Annotated in this window: 19 protein-coding genes; 6 read left to right on the top strand and 13 right to left on the bottom strand. The window is 45.6% G+C overall.

Annotation, left to right across the window (positions count from 1 at the left end):
* The first annotated feature begins 2 nt into the window (after positions 1-2).
* The gene (locus ACDQ55_RS13845; protein ID WP_420981994.1) at positions 3-1,922 is read left to right on the top strand and encodes a DUF3857 domain-containing transglutaminase family protein; all 1,920 of its coding nucleotides are present in this window, start codon (positions 3-5) and stop codon (positions 1,920-1,922) included.
* Positions 1,923-2,023: 101 nt separating this feature from the next.
* Here ACDQ55_RS13845 and ACDQ55_RS13840 read toward each other — a convergent pair whose 3' ends face one another.
* Positions 2,024-3,277 (bottom strand): DUF937 domain-containing protein, encoded by a 1,254-nt coding sequence (locus tag ACDQ55_RS13840; RefSeq protein WP_420981993.1) that lies wholly within the window; start codon positions 3,275-3,277, stop codon positions 2,024-2,026.
* Between the two features lie 353 nt (positions 3,278-3,630).
* On the opposite strand from ACDQ55_RS13840, the gene clpB reads away from it, so the two are divergent.
* Together clpB and ACDQ55_RS13830 are read left to right on the top strand one after the other, a co-directional pair.
* On the top strand, positions 3,631-6,231 hold the full coding sequence (gene clpB / locus ACDQ55_RS13835; protein ID WP_420981992.1) for an ATP-dependent chaperone ClpB: 2,601 nt from the start codon (positions 3,631-3,633) through the stop codon (positions 6,229-6,231).
* A 118-nt stretch (positions 6,232-6,349) separates the two neighbouring features.
* A complete protein-coding gene (locus ACDQ55_RS13830; RefSeq protein WP_420981991.1) occupies positions 6,350-6,829 on the top strand; it encodes a nucleoside deaminase in 480 nt (159 codons plus the stop codon).
* Positions 6,830-6,898: 69 nt separating this feature from the next.
* Here the strand turns inward: ACDQ55_RS13830 and ACDQ55_RS13825 are convergent, their stop codons facing one another.
* The 4 genes from ACDQ55_RS13825 to ACDQ55_RS13810 all read right to left on the bottom strand — a co-directional run bounded on the left by ACDQ55_RS13825 (position 6,899) and on the right by ACDQ55_RS13810 (position 9,635).
* The gene (locus tag ACDQ55_RS13825; RefSeq protein WP_420981990.1) at positions 6,899-7,252 is read right to left on the bottom strand and encodes an anti-sigma factor family protein; all 354 of its coding nucleotides are present in this window, start codon (positions 7,250-7,252) and stop codon (positions 6,899-6,901) included.
* A 17-nt stretch (positions 7,253-7,269) separates the two neighbouring features.
* A complete protein-coding gene (locus ACDQ55_RS13820) occupies positions 7,270-7,851 on the bottom strand; it encodes an RNA polymerase sigma factor (RefSeq protein ID WP_420981989.1) in 582 nt (193 codons plus the stop codon).
* Between the two features lie 94 nt (positions 7,852-7,945).
* Positions 7,946-9,070, bottom strand: coding sequence for a tetratricopeptide repeat protein (locus ACDQ55_RS13815; RefSeq protein ID WP_420981988.1), 1,125 nt, complete (start codon positions 9,068-9,070; stop codon positions 7,946-7,948).
* A complete protein-coding gene (locus ACDQ55_RS13810) occupies positions 9,060-9,635 on the bottom strand; it encodes a hypothetical protein (RefSeq protein ID WP_420981987.1) in 576 nt (191 codons plus the stop codon). The genes ACDQ55_RS13815 and ACDQ55_RS13810 overlap by 11 nt, the downstream gene beginning before the upstream one ends.
* Before the next feature lie 92 nt (positions 9,636-9,727).
* On the opposite strand from ACDQ55_RS13810, the gene ACDQ55_RS13805 reads away from it, so the two are divergent.
* Complete coding sequence (locus ACDQ55_RS13805; RefSeq protein WP_420981986.1) at positions 9,728-10,519, top strand: C40 family peptidase; 792 nt, start codon at positions 9,728-9,730, stop codon at positions 10,517-10,519.
* Positions 10,520-10,583: 64 nt separating this feature from the next.
* On the opposite strand, the gene ACDQ55_RS13800 is transcribed toward ACDQ55_RS13805, so the two are convergent.
* The 4 genes from ACDQ55_RS13800 to purE all read right to left on the bottom strand — a co-directional run bounded on the left by ACDQ55_RS13800 (position 10,584) and on the right by purE (position 13,534).
* Positions 10,584-11,123: an inorganic diphosphatase gene (locus ACDQ55_RS13800; protein WP_420981985.1), complete on the bottom strand. Its 540-nt coding sequence runs from the start codon at positions 11,121-11,123 to the stop codon at positions 10,584-10,586.
* A gap of 220 nt (positions 11,124-11,343) precedes the next feature.
* Positions 11,344-11,811, bottom strand: coding sequence for a DUF4878 domain-containing protein (locus tag ACDQ55_RS13795; RefSeq protein ID WP_420981984.1), 468 nt, complete (start codon positions 11,809-11,811; stop codon positions 11,344-11,346).
* A gap of 213 nt (positions 11,812-12,024) precedes the next feature.
* On the bottom strand, positions 12,025-12,981 hold the full coding sequence (locus ACDQ55_RS13790) for a PhoH family protein (protein WP_420981983.1): 957 nt from the start codon (positions 12,979-12,981) through the stop codon (positions 12,025-12,027).
* A gap of 97 nt (positions 12,982-13,078) precedes the next feature.
* Positions 13,079-13,534 (bottom strand): 5-(carboxyamino)imidazole ribonucleotide mutase, encoded by a 456-nt coding sequence (gene purE / locus ACDQ55_RS13785; RefSeq protein WP_420981982.1) that lies wholly within the window; start codon positions 13,532-13,534, stop codon positions 13,079-13,081.
* Between the two features lie 256 nt (positions 13,535-13,790).
* On the opposite strand from purE, the gene ACDQ55_RS13780 reads away from it, so the two are divergent.
* Positions 13,791-16,445 (top strand): PAS domain-containing sensor histidine kinase, encoded by a 2,655-nt coding sequence (locus ACDQ55_RS13780; RefSeq protein WP_420981981.1) that lies wholly within the window; start codon positions 13,791-13,793, stop codon positions 16,443-16,445.
* Between the two features lie 9 nt (positions 16,446-16,454).
* The gene (locus ACDQ55_RS13775) at positions 16,455-16,844 is read left to right on the top strand and encodes a response regulator (protein ID WP_420981980.1); all 390 of its coding nucleotides are present in this window, start codon (positions 16,455-16,457) and stop codon (positions 16,842-16,844) included.
* Here ACDQ55_RS13775 and rpe read toward each other — a convergent pair.
* The 4 genes from rpe to ACDQ55_RS13755 are packed head-to-tail and all read right to left on the bottom strand — an operon-like array spanning position 16,825 to position 20,802.
* Positions 16,825-17,490, bottom strand: a complete 666-nt coding sequence (gene rpe, locus ACDQ55_RS13770; RefSeq protein ID WP_420981979.1) for a ribulose-phosphate 3-epimerase — start codon at positions 17,488-17,490, stop codon at positions 16,825-16,827. The genes ACDQ55_RS13775 and rpe overlap by 20 nt on opposite strands.
* A gap of 37 nt (positions 17,491-17,527) precedes the next feature.
* Complete coding sequence (locus ACDQ55_RS13765; protein ID WP_420981978.1) at positions 17,528-18,535, bottom strand: tetratricopeptide repeat protein; 1,008 nt, start codon at positions 18,533-18,535, stop codon at positions 17,528-17,530.
* Between the two features lie 24 nt (positions 18,536-18,559).
* The gene (gene thrC / locus ACDQ55_RS13760) at positions 18,560-19,855 is read right to left on the bottom strand and encodes a threonine synthase (protein ID WP_420981977.1); all 1,296 of its coding nucleotides are present in this window, start codon (positions 19,853-19,855) and stop codon (positions 18,560-18,562) included.
* Between the two features lie 20 nt (positions 19,856-19,875).
* Positions 19,876-20,802 carry a homoserine kinase gene (locus ACDQ55_RS13755; protein WP_420981976.1) on the bottom strand — a complete coding sequence of 309 codons (927 nt, stop codon included), beginning with the start codon at positions 20,800-20,802 and terminating at the stop codon, positions 19,876-19,878.
* Between the last annotated feature and the right edge of the window lie 40 nt (positions 20,803-20,842).

Genomic DNA, 20,842 nt, shown 5'->3' with positions numbered 1-20,842 from the left:
ATATGCATAAGCGCTTAGCTATTGGGGCATGTTTGTTATCATTGTTAATAGCCCGTCCTGTTTGGGCAGGGGAACCTGTATACCCTGTCAGTGCTATTCCCGTTGCCTTGAAACAAAATGCGCATACAGTAAAACGTTTGGATGAAACCATTGTCCGTATAAATGATCTGGCAGATGTGCGCGTCATCCATCACTATATTGTTACCGTATTGGATGAAAAAGGGGCCTCGGATGTAATGTTCTACGAATACTATGATAAATTCCGTGATGTGAGATCTGTGAGTGGCACATTGTACGATTCGTTAGGCGGCCAGGTGAAACGCATGAAACAAAGCGATATCAAAGACATTAGTGCGGTGGATGATGCCAGCCTGATGACAGATGCCCGCTTGAAACTGCACCGGTTCTATCATAACGTATATCCATATACGGTAGAATATGAGGTGGAAATGCGCTATGGAAGCACTGTTTTCTTGCCTGTGTGGCAACCCCAGGACGACCTGGATTGTACGGTAGAGCAAAGCCGTTTGGTGGTAACTGCTCCCGCCGATTTTACGTTGCGTTACCGTAGTTATCTGTATAATGGGGAGCCGGTTAAAACAACGGATAAAAATATAGCCACCTATGTTTGGGAAGTAAAACAGGTACCCGCATTAAAGGAAGAGTTTAATCCCGATGAGTTTTACCGCCGTACGCCCACAGTGCTGCTGGGAACAGAAATGTTTGAACTGGAAAAATATAAAGGGAGCCTGGCCACCTGGAAAGATTTCGGTGCTTTCGTATATAAGCTCAATGAGGGACGGGATGTATTGCCGGATAATATGAAAGCTAAAGTACATGAGCTCACAGATGGTCTTAACAGCCGCACGGAAAAAATTAAGGCGTTGTACAGATATATGCAGCAAAACTACCGCTATATCAGTGTACAGCTGGGGATCGGCGGTTGGCAAACCTTTGATGCGAACTATGTGGCCACTAAAGGGTATGGCGACTGTAAGGCCCTGTCTAATTACATGATGTCTTTGTTGAAAGAAGCCGGTATAAAATCTAATTGTGTTCTTGTAAAAGCAGGGGAAAACAAACATACCATCTGGGAGGACTTTCCAGACTTTCAGTTCAACCATGTAATTCTATGTGTGCCAGATGGAAAGGATACTACTTGGTTGGAATGTACCAGCAATACCTTGCCAGCCGGCTATTTGGGCGACTTTACAGACAACAGGCCGGTACTCGTTATAGATGAAAATGAAAGCAAATTGGTCCGGACTCCCTTTTATAGTATGGATTGTAATGAACAACACCGGAACATTCATGCTGCCATCGATGTGGAGGGGAACATTAACATCGATGCCAACACTGTTTACAGCGGTTTGCAACAGGATAGGCTGCATCAGATGATCCACGTGCTTAGTGAAGAGAAGCAATTGGAGGTGCTCCGTAAGGGATTAGACCTTTCCAGTTATGATATCAGCTCTTTGCGTTACAAAGAGCTGGGAACGCCTATTCCATCTATCGAAGAGAAGTTGCAGATCAAAGGCCATAGCTATGCTGCTGTAACTGGCAAACGGATGTTCCTGGTACCAAATATCCTGTCGAGGGAAGGCAGAAAACTGGATGCGGAAGAATCCCGCAAATCAGAGATTAAGTTCAACTTTGCTTACCGCGACATTGATACGGTAAGCATCACCCTGCCTGCCGGCTATAAACCAGAATCCATTCCTGCTCCGGTATCCTATATCAGCAAGTTTGGAGCCTATACCAATAGCATCGTTATTCAGGGTAATACGTTAAGCTATATACGAAAGTTGGAACGTAAGGCGGGTACTTTCCCGGCAGCCGACTTCCCGGAACTCATGAAATTTTACGCAACCATTTATAAATCGGATAGAAACAGGTTGGTATTGTTGAAAGAAGAATTGTAAGGAATAAGAACCGTTTTTATTGGACTTAAAAAGAATTGGGCTGTATCAAATCCATGATACAGCCCAATTCTTTTTAAGTCCAATAAATTTTATGCATTGCCTCATTTCTCGCGCACACTAATAGATATATGCCTGTCTTTTTGCCGGTCTGCATCCGGTGCATCGGCGGCGACTTTGGCGAATTGAGAGCCATACCCTTCTGCGCCGAGCAGCTGGTCGCTGTTGGTATTCTCTTTCTTCAGCGCATTTAATACGGCTTCTGCGCGCTCTTTAGACAGGCGCAGGTTAGCGGTGCTGTCGCCGGTACGGTCGGTGTAGCCGCCTATTTTAATTTTAGCTTTAGGAAAAGCTTTCATAATAGCAGCGATGTTGCCGACCTGTGTCATGCTTTCTTCGGTAATTTCAGCGCTGCCGGTTTTGAAGTTGAGATTATCAAAATCAAACCATACATCCTTGCCGGGTTGCTGGTTAGGATCTTTCAGGAAGGTTACCAGCTGGTCTTCAATACCACCTTTATAGGCATTGAGTACAGTGCCGTTTGGCAGGGTTACCTGTATGTTTTCACGCGCTGTTGTTGCCGGAGCTTCCGGAACGGTGGCTGCTGAAGAATCAGCCACCGGAGCCGCATTTTGTTTGCCGCCGCAACCGCGCATCAGGTACCAGAGCAGGATAATAGCAACCAATATCAGGAGCAACGACCACAGCCAGCGGTTACTACCTCCCTGTTTTACTGCATGGAGGGCTCCGGCGGTGGCGGCGGTGGCGCTACTGCCAATGCCGCTGGCCATATTGCCCAGCTTTCTGCCCAGGTCGCCAATGCTGGCAAGACCCAATATGCCCGCCAGGTTAATACCACCAGGTAGGGCACCCAGTATTTTATCTTTTTGTGAGTCTAGCAGCGATAGGAAAGAGTTGGAAGAAAGATTGTTCTGCGCAGCATATTGGCCTACTGTGCCCAGGGTGGCAGGAGTAGCTGCCTGTAACAACGTGCTGGCGGAAGATTCTTTGATACCTGCATAAGAAGACAAAGTGCCGATAATGGAATTCACTTTGTCGCCAAACAAATAACGCAACAGGTCGGACCCTTTACTGAGTAAACCTCCTGCACCGCTTTGTATTGCTCCGCCAACAGCCGTAGGATTGGCGTTCTGGGAGGTGCCTTTTACCAGGTCTAGCAGATTGCCCGCTTCTCCTGTTGATCCGGCCTTGTGTAACAAGCCAGTTAATACTACTGGTACAATTCCTCCCAGTGCTTTTTGCACGCTTCCCTCACTTTCTCCCAGCTGAGCAGAAGCCTGGCTGACTACATTGCTGTTAAAAATGCTTTTAGCGCTTTCCAGTAAGTCGAAAGACATAATTGTAGGGTTTAATGATGAAGAATGTTTGATACAGTCTGATTCAAGATCATCTGGCCTTAGCTTAGCACAGTTGTAACAATGTAGTTGCCTGGGTTGTTTGGATTTGCTATTTATTTAATTTAAATCCTATGAAAATTGCTATTTAATATATTACTTTAATTATATATCAAATTATACGTACGTTTTCCCCTGAAAGATGAAAAAATTACAGTTATTATATTATTATTCTGCTAAAAATGCAGTATTCCTTTACGTAATATGTCATAATTTCCGGAAAAACAACATTGGATCAGGGTTTGTTGTTACCTAAAGACGTTTGAGAACATCAAAAAGGAGAAAATAAGCAAGGTATGAATTTAAACAATTTCACTATAAAATCGCAGGAAATACTGCAACAGGCCCAACAACTGGCTTTTAATAATCAAAACCAGTCTATAGAAACAGGACATATACTGAAAGCCTTATTAAATGATGAAGATAGCCCTATCGAATATTTATTGAAGAAGAACGATGTCAACACATCTTTTGTAAACAATAAGCTGAATGAGCAAATAAATAAATATCCCCGTATAGTAGGAGGGGAAGCCGGACAAACCCTTAGCCGGGAGGCCAACAATGCTATTTTGCGGGCTAATGCTTCCATCAAAGAATTTAAAGACGAATTTGTAAGCGTAGAGCATTTGCTACTAGGCATACTCGGTGGTAACGACGATACTGCTAAGTTGCTGAAGGATGCCGGCCTAACTGAAAAAGGTATGAAAACCGCTATCCGCGAGCTAAGGAAGGGAGATACGGTTAACTCACAAAGCGGCAGTCCCCAGTACAATACGTTACAGAAATATGCGAAGAACCTCAATGAGATGGCCCGGGAGGGTAAACTCGATCCGGTGATCGGCCGTGATGAAGAGATTCGCAGAACCTTGCATATATTATCGCGTAGATCCAAAAACAACCCTATCCTGGTAGGTGAGCCAGGTGTTGGTAAAACCGCTATCGTGGAAGGGCTAGGGCATCGGATCATTAACGGCGATGTGCCGGAAAACCTCAAGTCAAAAATCATCTATGCCCTCGATATGGGTGCATTGATGGCCGGTGCCAAATACCGCGGCGAGTTTGAGGAAAGGTTGAAAGGTGTGGTAAAAGAAGTGGCGGAAAGCAATGGAGAGATCATTCTCTTTATCGATGAGATCCATACCCTGGTTGGGGCTGGTGCCATGGAAGGCGCCATGGATGCCGCAAATATCCTTAAACCTGCGCTGGCAAGAGGAGAGCTCCGTGCTATTGGCGCTACCACCCTTAATGAATACCAGAAATACTTTGAAAAAGATAAGGCCCTGGAACGCCGCTTCCAGAAAGTAATGGTAGACGAGCCTTCTGTAGAGGATGCTATCTCCATTCTGCGTGGTTTGAAGGAAAAATATGAAAGTCATCACCATGTACTCATAAAAGACGAAGCGATTATCGCTGCCGTGGAATTATCGCACCGTTATATCACCGATCGGTTCTTACCCGATAAGGCAATCGACTTAATCGATGAAAGCGCTGCCAAATTACGGCTGGAAATGAACTCTATGCCGGAAGAACTGGATGAACTGGAGAGAAGGATCAGGCAACTGGAAATTGAAAGAGCAGCGATTAAGCGGGAAAACGATGAAGATAAATTGCGGGAACTTGGTGAAGAGATTGCCCGCCTGGGAGAAGAACGGAATACGTTTAAAGCAAAATGGCAGGCAGAGAAGGAAGTGGTAGACCAAATCCAAAATGCTAAATCCGCTATCGAAAACCTTAAACTGGAAGCCGAACAGGCAGAACGTAACGGCGATTTTGGCCGCGTAGCTGAAATCCGTTACGGTAGGGTGAAAGAGGAAGAAAAGAAAGTAACAGATCTTACGGAAGAGCTGAGTAAAATATCCGCGAACAATAAACGTCTTCTTAAGGAAGAGGTAGATGCGGAAGATATCGCAGAAAATGTAGCTAAAGCCACCGGTATCCCGGTAGCTAAAATGATGCAGAGCGAAAAAGATAAATTACTACATCTCGAAAATGAGCTGCATCAGCGGGTAGTAGGACAGGAAGAAGCGATTATAGCAGTATCTGATGCCATCCGCCGCAGCCGGGCAGGATTACAAGACCCCCGCCGGCCTATCGGATCATTCATATTCCTCGGTACAACCGGGGTGGGTAAAACAGAACTGGCCAAAGCATTGGCCGAATACCTGTTCGATGATGAGAATATGATGACCCGTATAGATATGAGCGAATACCAGGAAAAACATGCCGTTAGCCGTTTGGTAGGCGCGCCTCCGGGATATGTAGGCTACGATGAAGGTGGCCAGCTTACAGAAGCAGTACGCCGTAAACCTTACTCTGTAATACTGCTCGATGAAATTGAAAAAGCCCATCCGGATACATTTAACATTTTGTTGCAGGTATTAGATGATGGCCGCTTAACCGATAACAAAGGTCGCGTGGTGAACTTCAAAAACACCATTATCATCATGACCAGTAACATGGGTAGCCATATCATCCAGGAAAATTTCGACAATATCAATGAATCTAATAGGGATGAGGTAGTAGATAAAACCAAGGATGAGGTGATGAGTTTGTTGAAAGCGACTATTCGTCCGGAGTTCCTCAATAGGGTGGATGAAGTGATTATGTTCCAGCCCCTGATGAGAAATGAAATTAAAGGAATAATTAACATTCAATTACAGCAGCTGAAGGAGATGGTAGCAAAGAGTGGCATGATATTGGACTTTTCTGATTATGCGATCGAATACCTTTCTGTTCAGGGTTATGACCCGCAGTTTGGCGCCAGACCGCTGAAACGCCTCATTCAGAAGGAAATCATTAACCTGTTAAGTAAAAAAATACTCGCAGGAGATATTGATAAATCCAAGCCAGTGTTAATTGACGTGTTTGATGGCGTGGTAGTAATAAGAAACAAGTAATTCTATATACGACGATACATAGTTAACAACCGGCCCCGCGATTCTTCGCGGGGCTTTTTTATGCCCGCTTTTTATCCGTGGCTTTCGTTAAATTTGGAAGAATCAAAACCCTAATAGTATGCCAGGAGAAAGAGAAAAAAAATTTATGCAACACGCCATCGCTTTATCCCGCAGGGGAATGGAAAAAGGGGATGGCGGTCCGTTTGGCGCCATTGTAGTAAGAGGAGAGGAGATTATCGGTGAGGGGTGGAACCAGGTATTATGTAACACCGATCCTACCGCTCATGCAGAAGTAGTGGCTATCCGGCAGGCCTGCAAAAAGCTAGGCACTTTCCAATTGCATGATTGTGAAATTTATACTTCCTGCGAACCTTGTCCCATGTGCCTGGGGGCTATCTATTGGGCCCGGCCGCAATGTGTGTATTATGCCAATACCAAGGACGACGCCGCGGCTATTGATTTTGATGATTCTTTTATTTACCGCGAATTGGAAGTACCACACGATCAGAAAAAAATACCGTTGATCGCGTTACCGGATAAAACTGCTATTACAGTATTTAAAGAATGGAAAGAGAAGGGGAATAAAACACTGTATTAATCTTTAGCCATGCAGCAAAAACGCAGGAGCTGCTTTGCTGCATGGTTGTATGGTGTTGTCAGATACTATTTACTGCCGGGCTGTTAAATAATAAGTCCAGAACATGGCTAACAGTAAAAATAGTATACAGATAATGATGATAGTCAGGTATAGATAATTATTGGGTTTTCTTCTGTTCCGGTAACGTTTCCGGAGTTTTTTCAGTAAGTCCCATTTCATTTCAATGATCCAGCCGGGAATTTTCTCTTTATTTTTAATAGTAGCTAGCCCTTCCAGTGCATCGCTGCAAAGCTCACAATCGGCCAGATGCATTTCTACCTCATGTTGCTCTGCAGCAGTAAGTTTGCCCTGCACATAATCCAGCAATTGCTGTTGTGAAGGACAGCCTGTAGTTACAAAAATATCGTTGAAATGCTCGTTCATATCGCTATTGATGCAAATTAACTTTTGTTTGCACGTTGTTGTTTTTCCAGTAAAATTTTCAAATTCCTTTTACCATTTTGTATATAGCTTTTCACTTGCAGCAGGCTATAGCCTGTTTGATCCGCAATTTCCTGGTAAGATTTTTTTTGCAGGTAAAAGAGCTGTACACAAATTTTTTGTTCAGGGCTTAACAGGTTCATCGCCTGTTCCATATTTTCCAGCAAGATATCTTTTTCCTGGTATACCCTTTTGTCATTGTCTTCCGCGGCGATGCCCCCCATATGTTTATCGGAGATTTCTTCCTTGAATTTCATATGTTGTTGACGCAACTGCATGAGACAATAATTTTTAGCGACCTGGTATATCCAGGCCCGGAAATATTGTATTTCATGCTTATGAACATCGGATAATACTTTAAGGAAGATTTGTTGCACGGCGTCGCGGGCATCCTCCTCATTCTTCAGGTATTTCATGCACATACCCAATAGTAACAGGGCATATCGGTCAAACAGCACACCTATCCAATCACTGTTATTATCAGTTTTGAACCGTTGCAGTAACTCCTGGTCTGTTAGTTGTTGTAATGCTGGATTATTCACAGGCTATTATATGGATGCTGTATATTAGATGCAGCAGCCGCAAAAATCCATAAATATTTTCATATTTGTGATGCAGGGACTGGTAAAAAATATTTTACATGCTGTTTAATGCTTCCTGGGCAGAGGTTTTCAACGACCCATCCATTTTTACTACTTCTTTGAACATGCGGCGGGCTTTGCCTGTTTGCCCCTTCATGCGGTAGCAAATGGCCAATTGGTAACGTGCCTGTTCCACATACCTGCCTGAACTGAATGCTTCAATTCTCTTTAACCGGTCGATGGCTTCAGCTAGATTACCTTGTTGCTGATAGGTTAAAGCGGTTTTATACAGGTTTTCTTCGCTATTAGCAGGCGTAGGGGTAGGCGCCTCTTTTCTAGGCTCCAGTTTAGGTTCCGGCGTAGGGGTTTCTTTATCTTTTTCTTTAGGTAGGGCTGGAGGCGGCACTATTTTGTGGTCGTCGTCGTCTTCTTTTTCTTTCGCTTTTTCTGCGGCTGCTCTTCTGAGAGAGTCTTCCTGGTGTTGATGCCATTTTACCCGGCGCAAGCTATCGGCAGTCGCTTTCTTTTGCAAGGCTTTCAATGCAGCGGCTTTTTTTAGTGCGGCAGAATCGGGATGTGCCGGGGTAGATGGGGGTACGATAATGGTAACAGGTGGCGTATTGGTCGGTTGCTGCTGAGGCACAACTGTTGTAGCTATAGCTGTAGTAGTAGCTGGTGCATTATTGGCGTTTACGATGGGAGGCGTAGTGGTAGCATTGGCATTGGCGGATGCAGTATCCTTTTCTGGCAAACTGGCCGCCACAACGTGGATAGGGGGAGGAGGTTGGTAACGCATATGGCCACGTAAAACGTATACGCTGCCAATGCCCAAACCAATAAAAGCCAGTAGCCAGAAAAATACCAGCATATGTTCTTTGTTCCTTTCTTTGCGGGTATACTGTGCTACTTTCTGCACATGTGAAACGGGCTGTATTGTGTTGTGTACGTGACGTTGCAATTTATTGGTGAGTTCCTGGTATTGCTCTGTGCTTTCTCCTTTCTCCAATGCCTGCAGGGCGCCGAAACACAGATCGCAATCTGTGAGATGTTGTTCTACCAGATGTTTTTCCACGTCTGTCAACCTTCCATCTATGTATCTGGGCAGTTGGTCTCTGTTGAGGCAACGGATAGAGGAAAAAATCTTTAGTACTTTATCATTATTCGGTTTACTACTTAACATATCCCTGATTCATAAATAGCTTGGCAAGTTTTCCTTTGGCGTTTTTCAGCTGGGACCGTAATTTTTCCCGGGGTAACCCTGTAATAGCTGAAAGATCGGTAAAGGATTTATTTTCAAGATAGAATTGCGTGATGAGCGCTTTGTCATCCGCATGTAGCCGTTGCATTGCTTGTTCTAACCGTACTATCAGATCCTGTCGATCAATGATATTGGTGGCCGCCTTTACTACCGTGTTTTCAATATGTAACAGATCTCTCCCATCGCGGGATGGGTAAAAGGGTGTATTCTTTTCCGGTTTACTTAGATAGCCTTTTTGTATGTGTAAGATCCATTCACTGACTTTATAAATCGTTTGTGTTTTTAAACTGGCGCTTAGCCTTTGTATGAGAGCTGGAAATACAACGTTGGGGTCCAGATTAGGGTCGTTGTGAAGATGGGGGATGGTAACAGCTACCAATAGATGACTGTATCTCTCCATCAATACGCCTTCAGCCTCGCGGTCATTCTGTTTTCTGGCCCGGGATATCAGCTCCTTATCCGATAAATTGGTTAACTGTTGTTGCATAAACTTATTACTTTATATTTACGTACAAAAGCAGAAAAAGTTCATTTAGCGCATAAGATTATTGAATAATAAAATAGATTTATACAATTAATATGCCATACGCTATTGTAATTGTACCGGTTGCGCCTTTGCGGGCAACAGCGTCGCACAGAAGTGAAATGGTTTCACAGTTGCTGTGGGGAGCCTGTGTGGAAATCATGGAAACCGCTCCTGGGGGTTGGGCATTGGTTAAAAATCAATATGATGAATACATAGGCTGGGCTACGGTTGCTCACCTGGAACCGATTGATGAAGAGCTTTTTCAGGCCCCGGCTATGGCGTATATGCCAGGTTGGGTGAACCGTGTTACGCTGAATGGCCAACCCATGCAAGTGCCCTTTGGCTGTTTGGTAAAGGGGGTACCGGCTATTGCTGCACAATGGGGCCAGGTAACAGTAAAGCTGGAAGATCAGCCGCTTGCCTTGCCAACAACTGGCGCCAACGTGGATATGGCGGCTTTGGAAAACGCTGCCTGGCAATTTTTAAATACAGCCTATCTCTGGGGTGGTAACAGTGTATTCGGAGTAGATTGCTCCGGGTTTACGCAAACGGTGTTTAAGCTGTTGGGCATCCCTTTGTGGAGAGATGCCTATCAACAAGCCACCCAAGGACATACCGTGGATTTTTTACAGGAAGCCCGGCTGGGCGATCTGGCCTTTTTTGATAATGAAGAAGGGAAGATCACGCATGTGGGCATCTTGCTGAGCGATCATGAGATCATCCATGCTTCCGGTAAAGTGCGCATTGATGCAATCGATAACCAGGGTATCATTAACGCAGATACCGGCATCCGGACACATCAGCTGAGAATTATTAAAAGGCTGCTAGCTACTGGCCGGCCTTAAAGTGAAAAAGCGAAGATCATATGGATGATCTTCGCTTTTTTAGCAGTGAATAGCTACTGTTATATTAGCTCTGCTTAAATATTTTGCGGTAATCGTCGAAGCTTTTTGCAATGATGGCTTCAGCTTTTACTTTATTCTGGAACTCTTCCACTATTACAGTTTTCTTTTCAAGTTTCTTGTACTCTTCAAAGAAGTGGCGCATTTCATCGATGAAATGAGGTGGCAGTTCGGAAATATCGTTGATGTGGTTTACGCTCATATCGTTGGAGGCAACGGCAATGATCTTGTCGTCTGCCTCACCGCCGTCTACCATCTGCATCACGCCTATCACTTTGGCTTCGATGATACACATAGGTACGCACTCTACCTGGGACAATACCAGAATGTCCAGCGGATCGTGGTCGTCGCAGTAAGATTGTGGTATAAAACCGTAGTTGGCAGGATAGTAAACGGAAGAATATAAAACACGGTCCAGTTTCAGTAAACCGCTTTCTTTATCCAGTTCATATTTGGCTCGGCATCCCTTTGGAATTTCTATAATTGCATTTACAACATGCGGCACTTGAGAGCCGGGACTCACGCTGTGCCAGGGATTTGTCATCATAATCTACGTACTTTAAAGTTTTATTTGTTCAATATTGCTTAATGTTGAAAAGTGAATAAAACACATTCACCTCACTTTTCATGAAGATATGGCGGTTCGTTGTGCGCTGTATATAAAACAGGAAATGAGCCACACATTCAATTCATTATGCGTGGCAAAATTAAGGGAACTACCCATTAATAGCTAATAAATATCCGTAAAACAACAAAATTCGCGGTAATTACTTGCTTCCAGGCACAGTTATGCCGTTAGCCGCCGCGGTATCTGCCGGTAAAGCAGTGGTTGAGTCGAAACCGGATACCTCCCCGGTTTGCGGGGTGTAATTGGGAATAATACTGTCAAAAGTCAGGGAAATCTTCCATTGGCCATTCTCCTTCACCATTTGCAGCACTTCTTTCTGATGAGCAGAGGAGTTGAGGATAGTAACAGCCGCTTTATCGCCGTTTTCCTCAATATTTACTACCTCTATCTTGGCATTTTTAATCTTTTCTCTTTCTGCACCGCTTCGACGGCCGTCAAAAATAGCATAGATCTGTATTACCTGTTGGGATTCTTTGGTGGCATACTCCCTTGCCTGGTCGTAGTTCGAATCCTGGATGGCATGCATAAATGCCAGCGCTACCTCCTCCGGAGAAGCCCTTTTCTTACAACTGCCCAACAGCAAGGTTGTAATGATTGCCAGTGTCATGATTCGAAAAAAATTGGTCATGCGGTCGATAAATTATTATATATCACAACAAAAATAGGGGTAAACTTCAATTCTGCAAAGTCATCAACTATAGCTTTACGTATTCACAGGCTTTCGGACTGAATTTCCCTCGGTAAAAACAGGATGATTTGGTTAGCGCCTAAATTTTAGCAGCCAGCAGCCAGTTTTCACCAGGCGGCCAGCTGCTAAAGGCTATTTATCTTTATTGGCATCATATGCCCTGATGATGGCTTTCACCAGGCGATGTCTTACCACATCTTCCTCATCAAGTTCCACATGGCCGATTCCTTCAATGTTACGAAGTATCCGGGTAGCTCTTTCCAGACCGGATTGCTGATTTTTGGGCAGGTCAATCTGTGTAAGGTCACCGGTAATGATGGCCTGCGCATGTGCGCCAATACGGGTTAGGAACATCTTGATCTGCAGGTCTGTGGCATTTTGCGCTTCGTCCAGGATGATAAAGGAATTATCCAGGGTACGGCCACGCATATACGCCAAAGGTGCGATCTCGATAACACGGTTGGTCATGTAATAACTCAGTTTCTCAGCAGGGATCATATCATCCAGCGCATCATATAAAGGTCGTAGGTACGGATCAATCTTTTCTTTCAGGTCGCCGGGCAGAAATCCCAGGCTTTCACCTGCTTCTACCGCCGGACGGGTAAGAATAATCTTTTTAACGGCTTTGTTTTTGAGTGCGCGTACAGCCAAGGCTACAGCGGTATAGGTTTTACCGGTACCAGCAGGGCCGATCGCAAATATGATGTCATTTTTCTCTGCCAGCGCTACCATCCTTTTTTGGTTGGAGGTACGGGCCCTTACAGTACGTCCATTAGGGCCAAATACCAGTACCTCATTAGGATTACGCTCGCTGAAATTATCGATTTTTGTGCCTTCCTCATCACCCAGAATCTGTTCAAAATAGTTCTCCGTAAGATTACCGTTCCGCTCCAGGTATTTCACGATCTGACCGATCTTTTCTTCTGCTGTAGCCACTTCTTCCGGTGCCCCGCTTAATTTTAGCTGGGTGCCTCTAGACAGGATCTTCAGCAATGGAAATTTTTTCTTCAGTAGATCCAGCTTTCCGTTGTTAACGCCGAAAAACTCTATGGGATTAATACTGTCTAAATTGATGATGGATTCTGTCAATGATTCAATGATTTAATTGTCCAGGAAATATTCGGCTTTTCCTTCCGAATTTATTTAAATCTTGTACAACCTGGAAGACGCAAGTGTTAAACAATCACTAAATTCTGTATCCATTCTGTTTGAAGGATGCTACTTTAGCGGCTATATCCTCATTGCCTAAAGCCAGAATGCGGGCTGCCAATACGGCGGCATTACGCGCACCAGCTTTTCCTACTGCCAGGGTACCTACTGGTAAGCCCGCAGGCATTTGTACAATAGAATACAATGCATCTACACCGCCAGGTAAACCACCTTCCAGGGGAACTCCCAGAACAGGCAAAGAGGTATAGGCAGATACTACTCCAGGTAATGCTGCGGCCATGCCCGCTGCGGCAATAATTACGCCAAATCCTTTTTCCTGAGCTGTTATACACAATTCTCTTACTTTATCCGGATTACGATGTGCGGAAGCTACCACCATCTCATTTTCGATTCCAAAGTACTGCAGGTGCTTCTGGGATTCTTCCATTACTGGTTTATCACTTTCGGAACCCATGATAATCAAAACTTTCATCTAAAAAGATTTTAAAATAGTAATTTAACAAGTCGCCCCAAAGATATTGATCGTTTAACAATTTTGGAAAATTGAAAATCCACACCCGTGGATAAATGCACCTGACAAAACGCCGATCTGCTTGCCAACACTGAATTGGTAAGAATTAGCCCTTTATCCAACATTTTATTACTTTTACAAATGCAATGGTGTTTTTTTATTATATAAGGCCTACTTTGGTATTACTTGACACAACGATTTTAGATTCCGCTATCATATGAATGTAGTTATGCTGGAACAGCATTACCGGCAATTACAGCATCTTGAAGCCGCTATTAATGCCTGCGCGCTCACGGTTACTATGGATGCTGCAGGTATGGTGACTGCGGTAAATTCGCAGGTGGTAGCCGCTTTGCAGCAAACGTCCGATTCACTTACAGGACACCACATCACAGGCATACTACGGCCTGCCAATCCTGATCAATGGGAGCAGATATGGACCGCTTTACAGGCAGGGAAAGCAGTGCAGGAACAACTTTGCCTGCTTAAAAATGATCATACTCCCCTCTGGCTCGAAGCTGCTGTGAGCCCGTTGATGAACGAGGCCGGCCAACTGGAGCAATGTGTGCTCATCGGTATGGATATCACTTCCCGTAAACTCGTGGAAATAAAACGGGTGCAGCATGAAGCCTATTATAGCGGGGTCCTCGAAAATTTGCCCCTGGGCCTGCAGCAATTCGCTACAGATGGCACCAGTATGGACATGAACAGCCGCCAGCGGCAGATATGGGGCACTCAGCATCCCTTTTTTACCCAACCTGGCTACCAATGGCTGGAAGATCCGTTTTACCGCCTCAATGGCCTCGCCAGCATGTTTGAAGAGGTCCGCAAAACCAGGAAAACCCTCAAAAGGGAAATATTGCTCAGTTATCAGGAGAAAAAGAACGAAAACGTTACCCGGCTTTTTCCGGTGTATTTTGAGGCAACTATTTTCCCTTTGCAAGATGAACAACGGAATATAGTCAATATCTTCCTGATCCTGGATGATATTACGGAAAAGAAACTCTCTGAACTCAGCCTCCAGAAAAGTGAACGGCTGCTCGACAATATCATCGAAAACTTGCCCATCGGCTATATACAGTTCGATAACTTCGGCTTTGTCCGCCGCATTAATCAAACACAACGCGATTTCTTTAATTCACCGAATCCCGCTGTGCACCGCCGCCAGTCCTTTAATGTGATGAACGATGGCTTGGCGACGATGTTTGAACTGGATAAGCTGTTTATTCATGCGCTTGAACAGAATAAGGCCCTACGGGTAGAAAAGCGCATCGATTTCTCGCAAGACAAGCGTTGGACCACTGTAGGCAGAGAGGTGTACCTCGACCTTACTATTTTTCCGGTAACAGAACCGGTGGATAAGGAAATCATCATCGTGGCCCTGGTGAACGATATTACGGATAAAAAAATGCAGGAGCTGGAGAACAGGAAGAATGAAGAATTCCTGCAACAAACCGGTAGTATCGGAAAAGTAGGTGGATGGGAACTCGACATGGAAAGCCGGCATATCCGTTGGACGCCGCAATCTTACCACATTCACGATTGTTCCCCAGAGGAGTTGATGAATGAAGAAAGGATGTTGTCTTTTTATACGCCAGAATCCCGGGAAGTGCTGGAAGGGTTGATGCACCAGTGTATGGAAGCCGGCAAACCCTTTGATGTGCAACTAAGCCTTCTTTCCGGCCGCCAGGAAATGAAAAAGGTACGAGCTATCGGGCAACCAGGATATGTAGATGGCCGGTTGGTACGGATGTATGGCGTTATCCAGGATATTACGGAACAGGCAGAGATAAAAGATGAGCTTACCCGGAATACTGAGCTGATGCGCCTTTTCTTTGATACTATTGATATGGGTTATGCTGCTATGGAGAAGAATGGAAACCTCAACTTCCTGAACCGCAAGGCGGAAAAGATGATCGGCCATCCGGTGGCCATCGGCAGCAACATATTTGAAGAATTTCCCCGGCTAAGTGGTACTGTGTTTTATGCCCGTTTGCAAGCGTGTATTGATCAGCAGGCTTCACAGTCGTTCGGCGTTTATTTTCCGATAGTAGACAAATGGTATGATTTCCTTCTCACACCTATGCAAGATGGCGGTATCTCTGTATTTATGCGGGATATTACCGATAGCCGTAAGCTCCAGAAAGAACTGAGGAAGGCTAACGATCAGTTGTCTAATCTCAATAAAAACCTGCTGAATCAAAATAAGCAGCTGGAGGATTTTGCACATATTACGTCCCATAACCTGCGGGCGCCCATTGCTAACCTGAAAGCGCTGATGCAGATGCATAATGAGGCTACCTCCCAACAGGAGCGCGACTTATACCTGGGTATGCTGCATGAGGTGATCAAGAAAATTGATGAAACACTGAACGACCTGGTGGAAGTGGTGCAGATCAGAAAAGATGTGAATGTAGAGCGGGAAAAGCTTTACTTTGCCGACAGGTTACAAAACGTAATGGATATTTTGCTGGTAGATATTGAAACCAGCCATATTCAAATTACATACAATTTCGAAGAGGAACCGGTTATTGAATATCCAAAGGTGTACCTGGACAGTATACTACAGAACTTTATCACAAATGCCATTCGCTACCGTTCATCAGAACGCACGCCGGCCCTGCATTTGCATACCAGGAGAGATAATGATAACCTGGTGTTGAGCGTAGAGGATAACGGGGTGGGGATAGATATGGAGCGGTTTGGTAATAAGCTTTTTGGATTTCGTAAAACTTTTCATAAAAATAAAGATGCCAAAGGGATAGGCCTTTTTATTACCAAAACTCAGGTGGAAGCTATGGGCGGGAGTATTAAGGCAGAGAGTCGTCCTGGAGAGGGAACAAAATTTATTATTACTTTTAGATCCGAATAAACCCCCTTTATGAAGTTGATCGATACGATTTTTATTGTAGATGATGACCCGATTCACCAGCAGATTGCTAAAATCATGATCGAACGTCAGGCTATTAGTTCAAACATCCGCGTATTTTCAGATGCACAGGATGTGCTCGATTATCTCCGCGACCATGCGGGAGAGGCGGCCTCCTTACCTGATCTTATTTTACTGGATCTTAATATGCCTGTAATGGATGGTTGGGAGTTTCTGGAGGAGTATGCCATTTTCTGTGGGCAGCTTCCCAAACGTATACGCATATTCGTACTCACGTCTTCTATCGATGAAAAAGACCGGGAACGGGTAAGTGCCTACGATTTTGTAACAGGATATCTTACTAAGCCATTATCAAAGGAAATTATTGCGCACTTGTCTTGAGTACCTGTATTGTTTTTTCAGGGTCCGGAGAGGAAAATATAGCGCTACCGGCTACGAGCACATTAGCGCCTGCGCGTATCAGTTCACCTGCATTCTCTGTTCCAACTCCTCCGTCTACCTCAATCAGTGCGTGCGCATGATGATCTGTTATCAGGCGCCGTAGTTGTTTGATCTTCTGATAGGTTTGTTCGATAAAGGTTTGCCCGCCAAAGCCAGGGTTCACGCTCATTACCAACACTACGTCGATGTCGCGGATAACGTTTTCCAGCATTACCACCGGGGTATGCGGGTTGAGGGCTACGCCGGCTTTCATGCCCAGGCCTTTTATCTGTTGTATATTCCGGTGGAGGTGGATGCAGGCTTCCAGGTGAACGGTTAAAATATCAGCGCCGGCTTTTTGGAATTCGGCGGCGTATTTTTCCGGTTCTTCGATCATCAGGTGAACATCACAAGGTTTTTGGGCGCGCTTTTTAATTTGTGCAATTACTGGCAGACCGTAGCTGATATTAGGTACAAATCTGCCATCCATTACATCAAGATGAAACCAATCGGCTTCGCTGCGGTTTACCATATCCACTTCTTTTCCCAGCTCAAGGAAGTTTGCGGCGAGCAGGGAAGGCGCTACTAAAACAGGATGCTTTTCCAAAGGCAATATTTTTGAGTACTGTAAATGTAAGTAATTATTAAGGTTTCAATTTTTTCAGGGCCTCCCTGGCCTCGTTGAAATCTTTTTTGAAAGATGTCGCTTTAGTATAGTCTGCTATAGCCAGGGCTTTGTTGCCAAGTTGTTCTTGGCATATCGCCCGGTAGTAATAGGCCCAGGCATCGGTGGGCGCCGATTTGGCAGCCAGGTTGAAATAAGTATAGGCTTGTTTCCAGTCTCGTTTATGTTGATATATCTTTCCCAGTGCCAGGTAAGCAGGTTCAAAGCCGGGATCTGCTATAATGCATTGGCGGTAAGTGGCCAGGGCAGCGGTTTCATTGTCTTGTTCTTCCTGGAACTGTGCGGCTTCGTACAGTGGGTGTGCATTGGTAGTATCCTGTCGCCATGCCTGTATATAATAGCTGGCTGCGGCGGGCGCTTTACGGCTGCGTAGCAGGTCGGCCAATTCCATAAGTGCTTCATATTCCGGTTGCGTGGCGGCATGAATCGCGGAAGTAAGATGGCGGATGGCTGTTACGGTATCCTGCCGGTCTTCCGCTATGCGGGCTTTCAGGTAAAAGGCTTTGTCGCGGCCGTCGGAAGACTGCGCCAGTGCATTGGCCAGGCTGTCGGCCTGGGCGTACTGTTTGTTTTCGATGTAGGCGGTGGCCAGGCGGTACTGCAGGTACGCATAGCCGGGAGCGGTAGTGAGCGCCTGCCGGAAGTAAACGGCGGCTTTATTGTAATCGTTTACAACCAGTGCCGCTTCTCCGGCGCCCGCCCAGTAGTCGGGGTTGCCGGGCGTTAATTTGGCGGCATGTTCAAAATCGGCCTGCGACAGGTTGGGATTAGTATTAAATAACAGAAGCGCCCTCCGGTAATATAGTTCCGGATTATCTGGAAATTGCAAAATAGAATCGGTAACCGGTTGTATTATATCGCTGTACAACACGGAATCGATAGCAGAGGCGGTAGCCGGTTGTCGGTTGCCGGCATGGTTACATGCCAGGGCGCCCGTAAGAAACAGGAGGATAGGTAAATATTTCATACTGGCGCCAAAACTACTGAATCCTTATCGCATTAACCAGTTTTTGAGGGCAGTATAATCTGCCGGCAAGAGGGTGGCTTTTTTTTCTTTGCCATATAAGGCCATCACTTTGGCAGGGGTATATATTTCTTCCCGGATGGCTTTTGGCGCAGTGTCTTCAAATTTAACCGGATGCGCTGTTTCCAGGAACACACCGGATAATTCAGGCGCCTGTTCCAGGTAGCGTTGAAGTCCCATAAAACCTACGGCTCCATGAGGGTCCAGCATATAATGGTTTTCTTTCCATACCTGTTCCATGGTGCGGGCAGTATCCCTGTCGTTAAAGCTGTAGGCGGTCAGCTTATTTTGCAGGGCAGGTAAATTATTGTTGAACAGCTCCAGTATGCGTACAAAATTGCTGGGGTCTGCAACATCCATGGCATTGGAAAGGGTTGGTGATGCTTTGCTTGGTTCATATCTGCCGCTGGCCATAAAACGGGGAACTGTATCGTTGATATTGGTAGCTGCTACAAAATGTGATACGGGCAGCCCAATAGCTGCTGCCATCATGCCGGCGCAGATATTGCCGAAGTTGCCGCTGGGCACAGAAAATACTAACCTGGGATGGGCTGCCTTCATTTGTTTATAGGCCAGGAAATAGTAGAACATCTGCGGCAGCCAGCGGGCCACGTTGATGGAATTAGCGCTGGTAAGCGGTCGCCGTGCTTGCAAGGCGGCATCGAGGAAAGCCGTTTTTACGAGCTGCTGGCAGTCGTCGAAGGTGCCTTCGATTTCCAGGGCATGAATATTATTGCCCAGGGTGGTTAATTGTTTTTCCTGCAGGGTGCTTACCTTCTGGGAAGGATAAAGGATCACTACTTCCACACCTGGCACATTATAGAAGCCGCTGGCCACGGCGCCGCCGGTATCACCGGAAGTGGCTACTAATACGGTTACCGGCTCGGAGCTGTTGCGACGGAAATAACCCAGGCATCCCGCCATGAACCGGGCACCCACATCTTTAAAGGCGAGGGTAGGACCATGGAACAGCTCCAGGGCGTAGGTATGCCCAGTTACTTTTTGTACAGGGAAAGGAAAGTGCAGGGTGTTGTTTACGATCTTACTTAATTCCTCTTTAGGTATTTCATCTCCTATAAAAGGACAGATCACTTTTAACCCGATCTCCTGGTCCGTATAGTCGTCTAGGTGAGTAATGAAATCTTTGTCCAACAAGGGTATCTGTTCCGGGAAATATAATCCCTTATCTGGAGCTAGTCCCTGTACCACGGCGGTTTCGAAATTCACTTTGTGCTGCCTGTTCTGTAAGCTGAAATATTGCATGAATAATACATCTTAATTGGTTATTCAATCACTTTTACGCCGGCGGTATTAATCCGGGAAACATAGATTTTGTAGTCTACTCCTAACGGAGCATATACCAGGTTCATGGTATCGGCTACTTGCTGCGCGATGGCTTCTCCTTTGCTAAGCATAAAAACAGAAGGGCCAGAGCCGGAGATGCCGCCGCCGAGGGCGCCGGCTTCCACGCATTTTAGCTTAAGCTCTTGGAAAGCGGGGATGAGGATGGAGCGTACCGGTTCTACGATGGCATCTTCCAGGGAACGGCTGATGAGGCCATAGTCTTCTTGGTACAAGCCGGCTACTAAAGCGCCCACGTTGCCCCATTGCCGGATAGCATCTGTCATCAATACTTTTTGTTTCAGGATTTCACGGGCATCGGAAGTTTTTACTTCGATCTGCGGATGTATTACGCTTACCCATAAATCATCCGGAGTATGCAGGCTGGTGATATCGAGAGGGCGGTAACTTCTTACGAGTGTAAAGCCTCCCAAGATGGCGGGGGCTACATTGTCGGCGTGTGCGGCTCCGCTGGCCAGCCTTTCACCTTCCATGGCAAATCGTACCAGTTGTTTTTTGGTGAAAGGCTCTCCCAGCAGGTAGTTCGCGCCTACTACGGCGCCTGCACTGCTGGCGGCGCTAGACCCGATGCCGCTGCCGGGATGGATTTTTTTAAAGATCTCTATTTCAATGCCTACGTTGGGATGGCCATGTTTATCCAGCAGGGCCTGTACCGCTACTCCGGCCACATTGCGGGTGGGGTCGAGGGGTAGGTCGGCGCCGTGAACAGCAGTAATGCGGATGCCAGGTTCATCAGACAGGCGAAGGATCATTTCGTCTCCTGGTGCATTCAACGCTAATCCTATCACATCAAAACCACAAGCTACATTCGCAACGGTTCCCGGTGCAAATACTTTTATACTGTCCATAAAGCCGTTTAGTTGGTTTAATTTAAGAATTGATTTTAAT

The sequence above is a fragment of the Chitinophaga sp. 30R24 genome, assembly GCF_049056765.1.
Lineage (GTDB): Bacteria > Bacteroidota > Bacteroidia > Chitinophagales > Chitinophagaceae > Chitinophaga.
The sequence above is the reverse complement of the archived record's forward strand: the minus strand, read 5'-3'. Positions and strand labels throughout refer to the sequence as shown.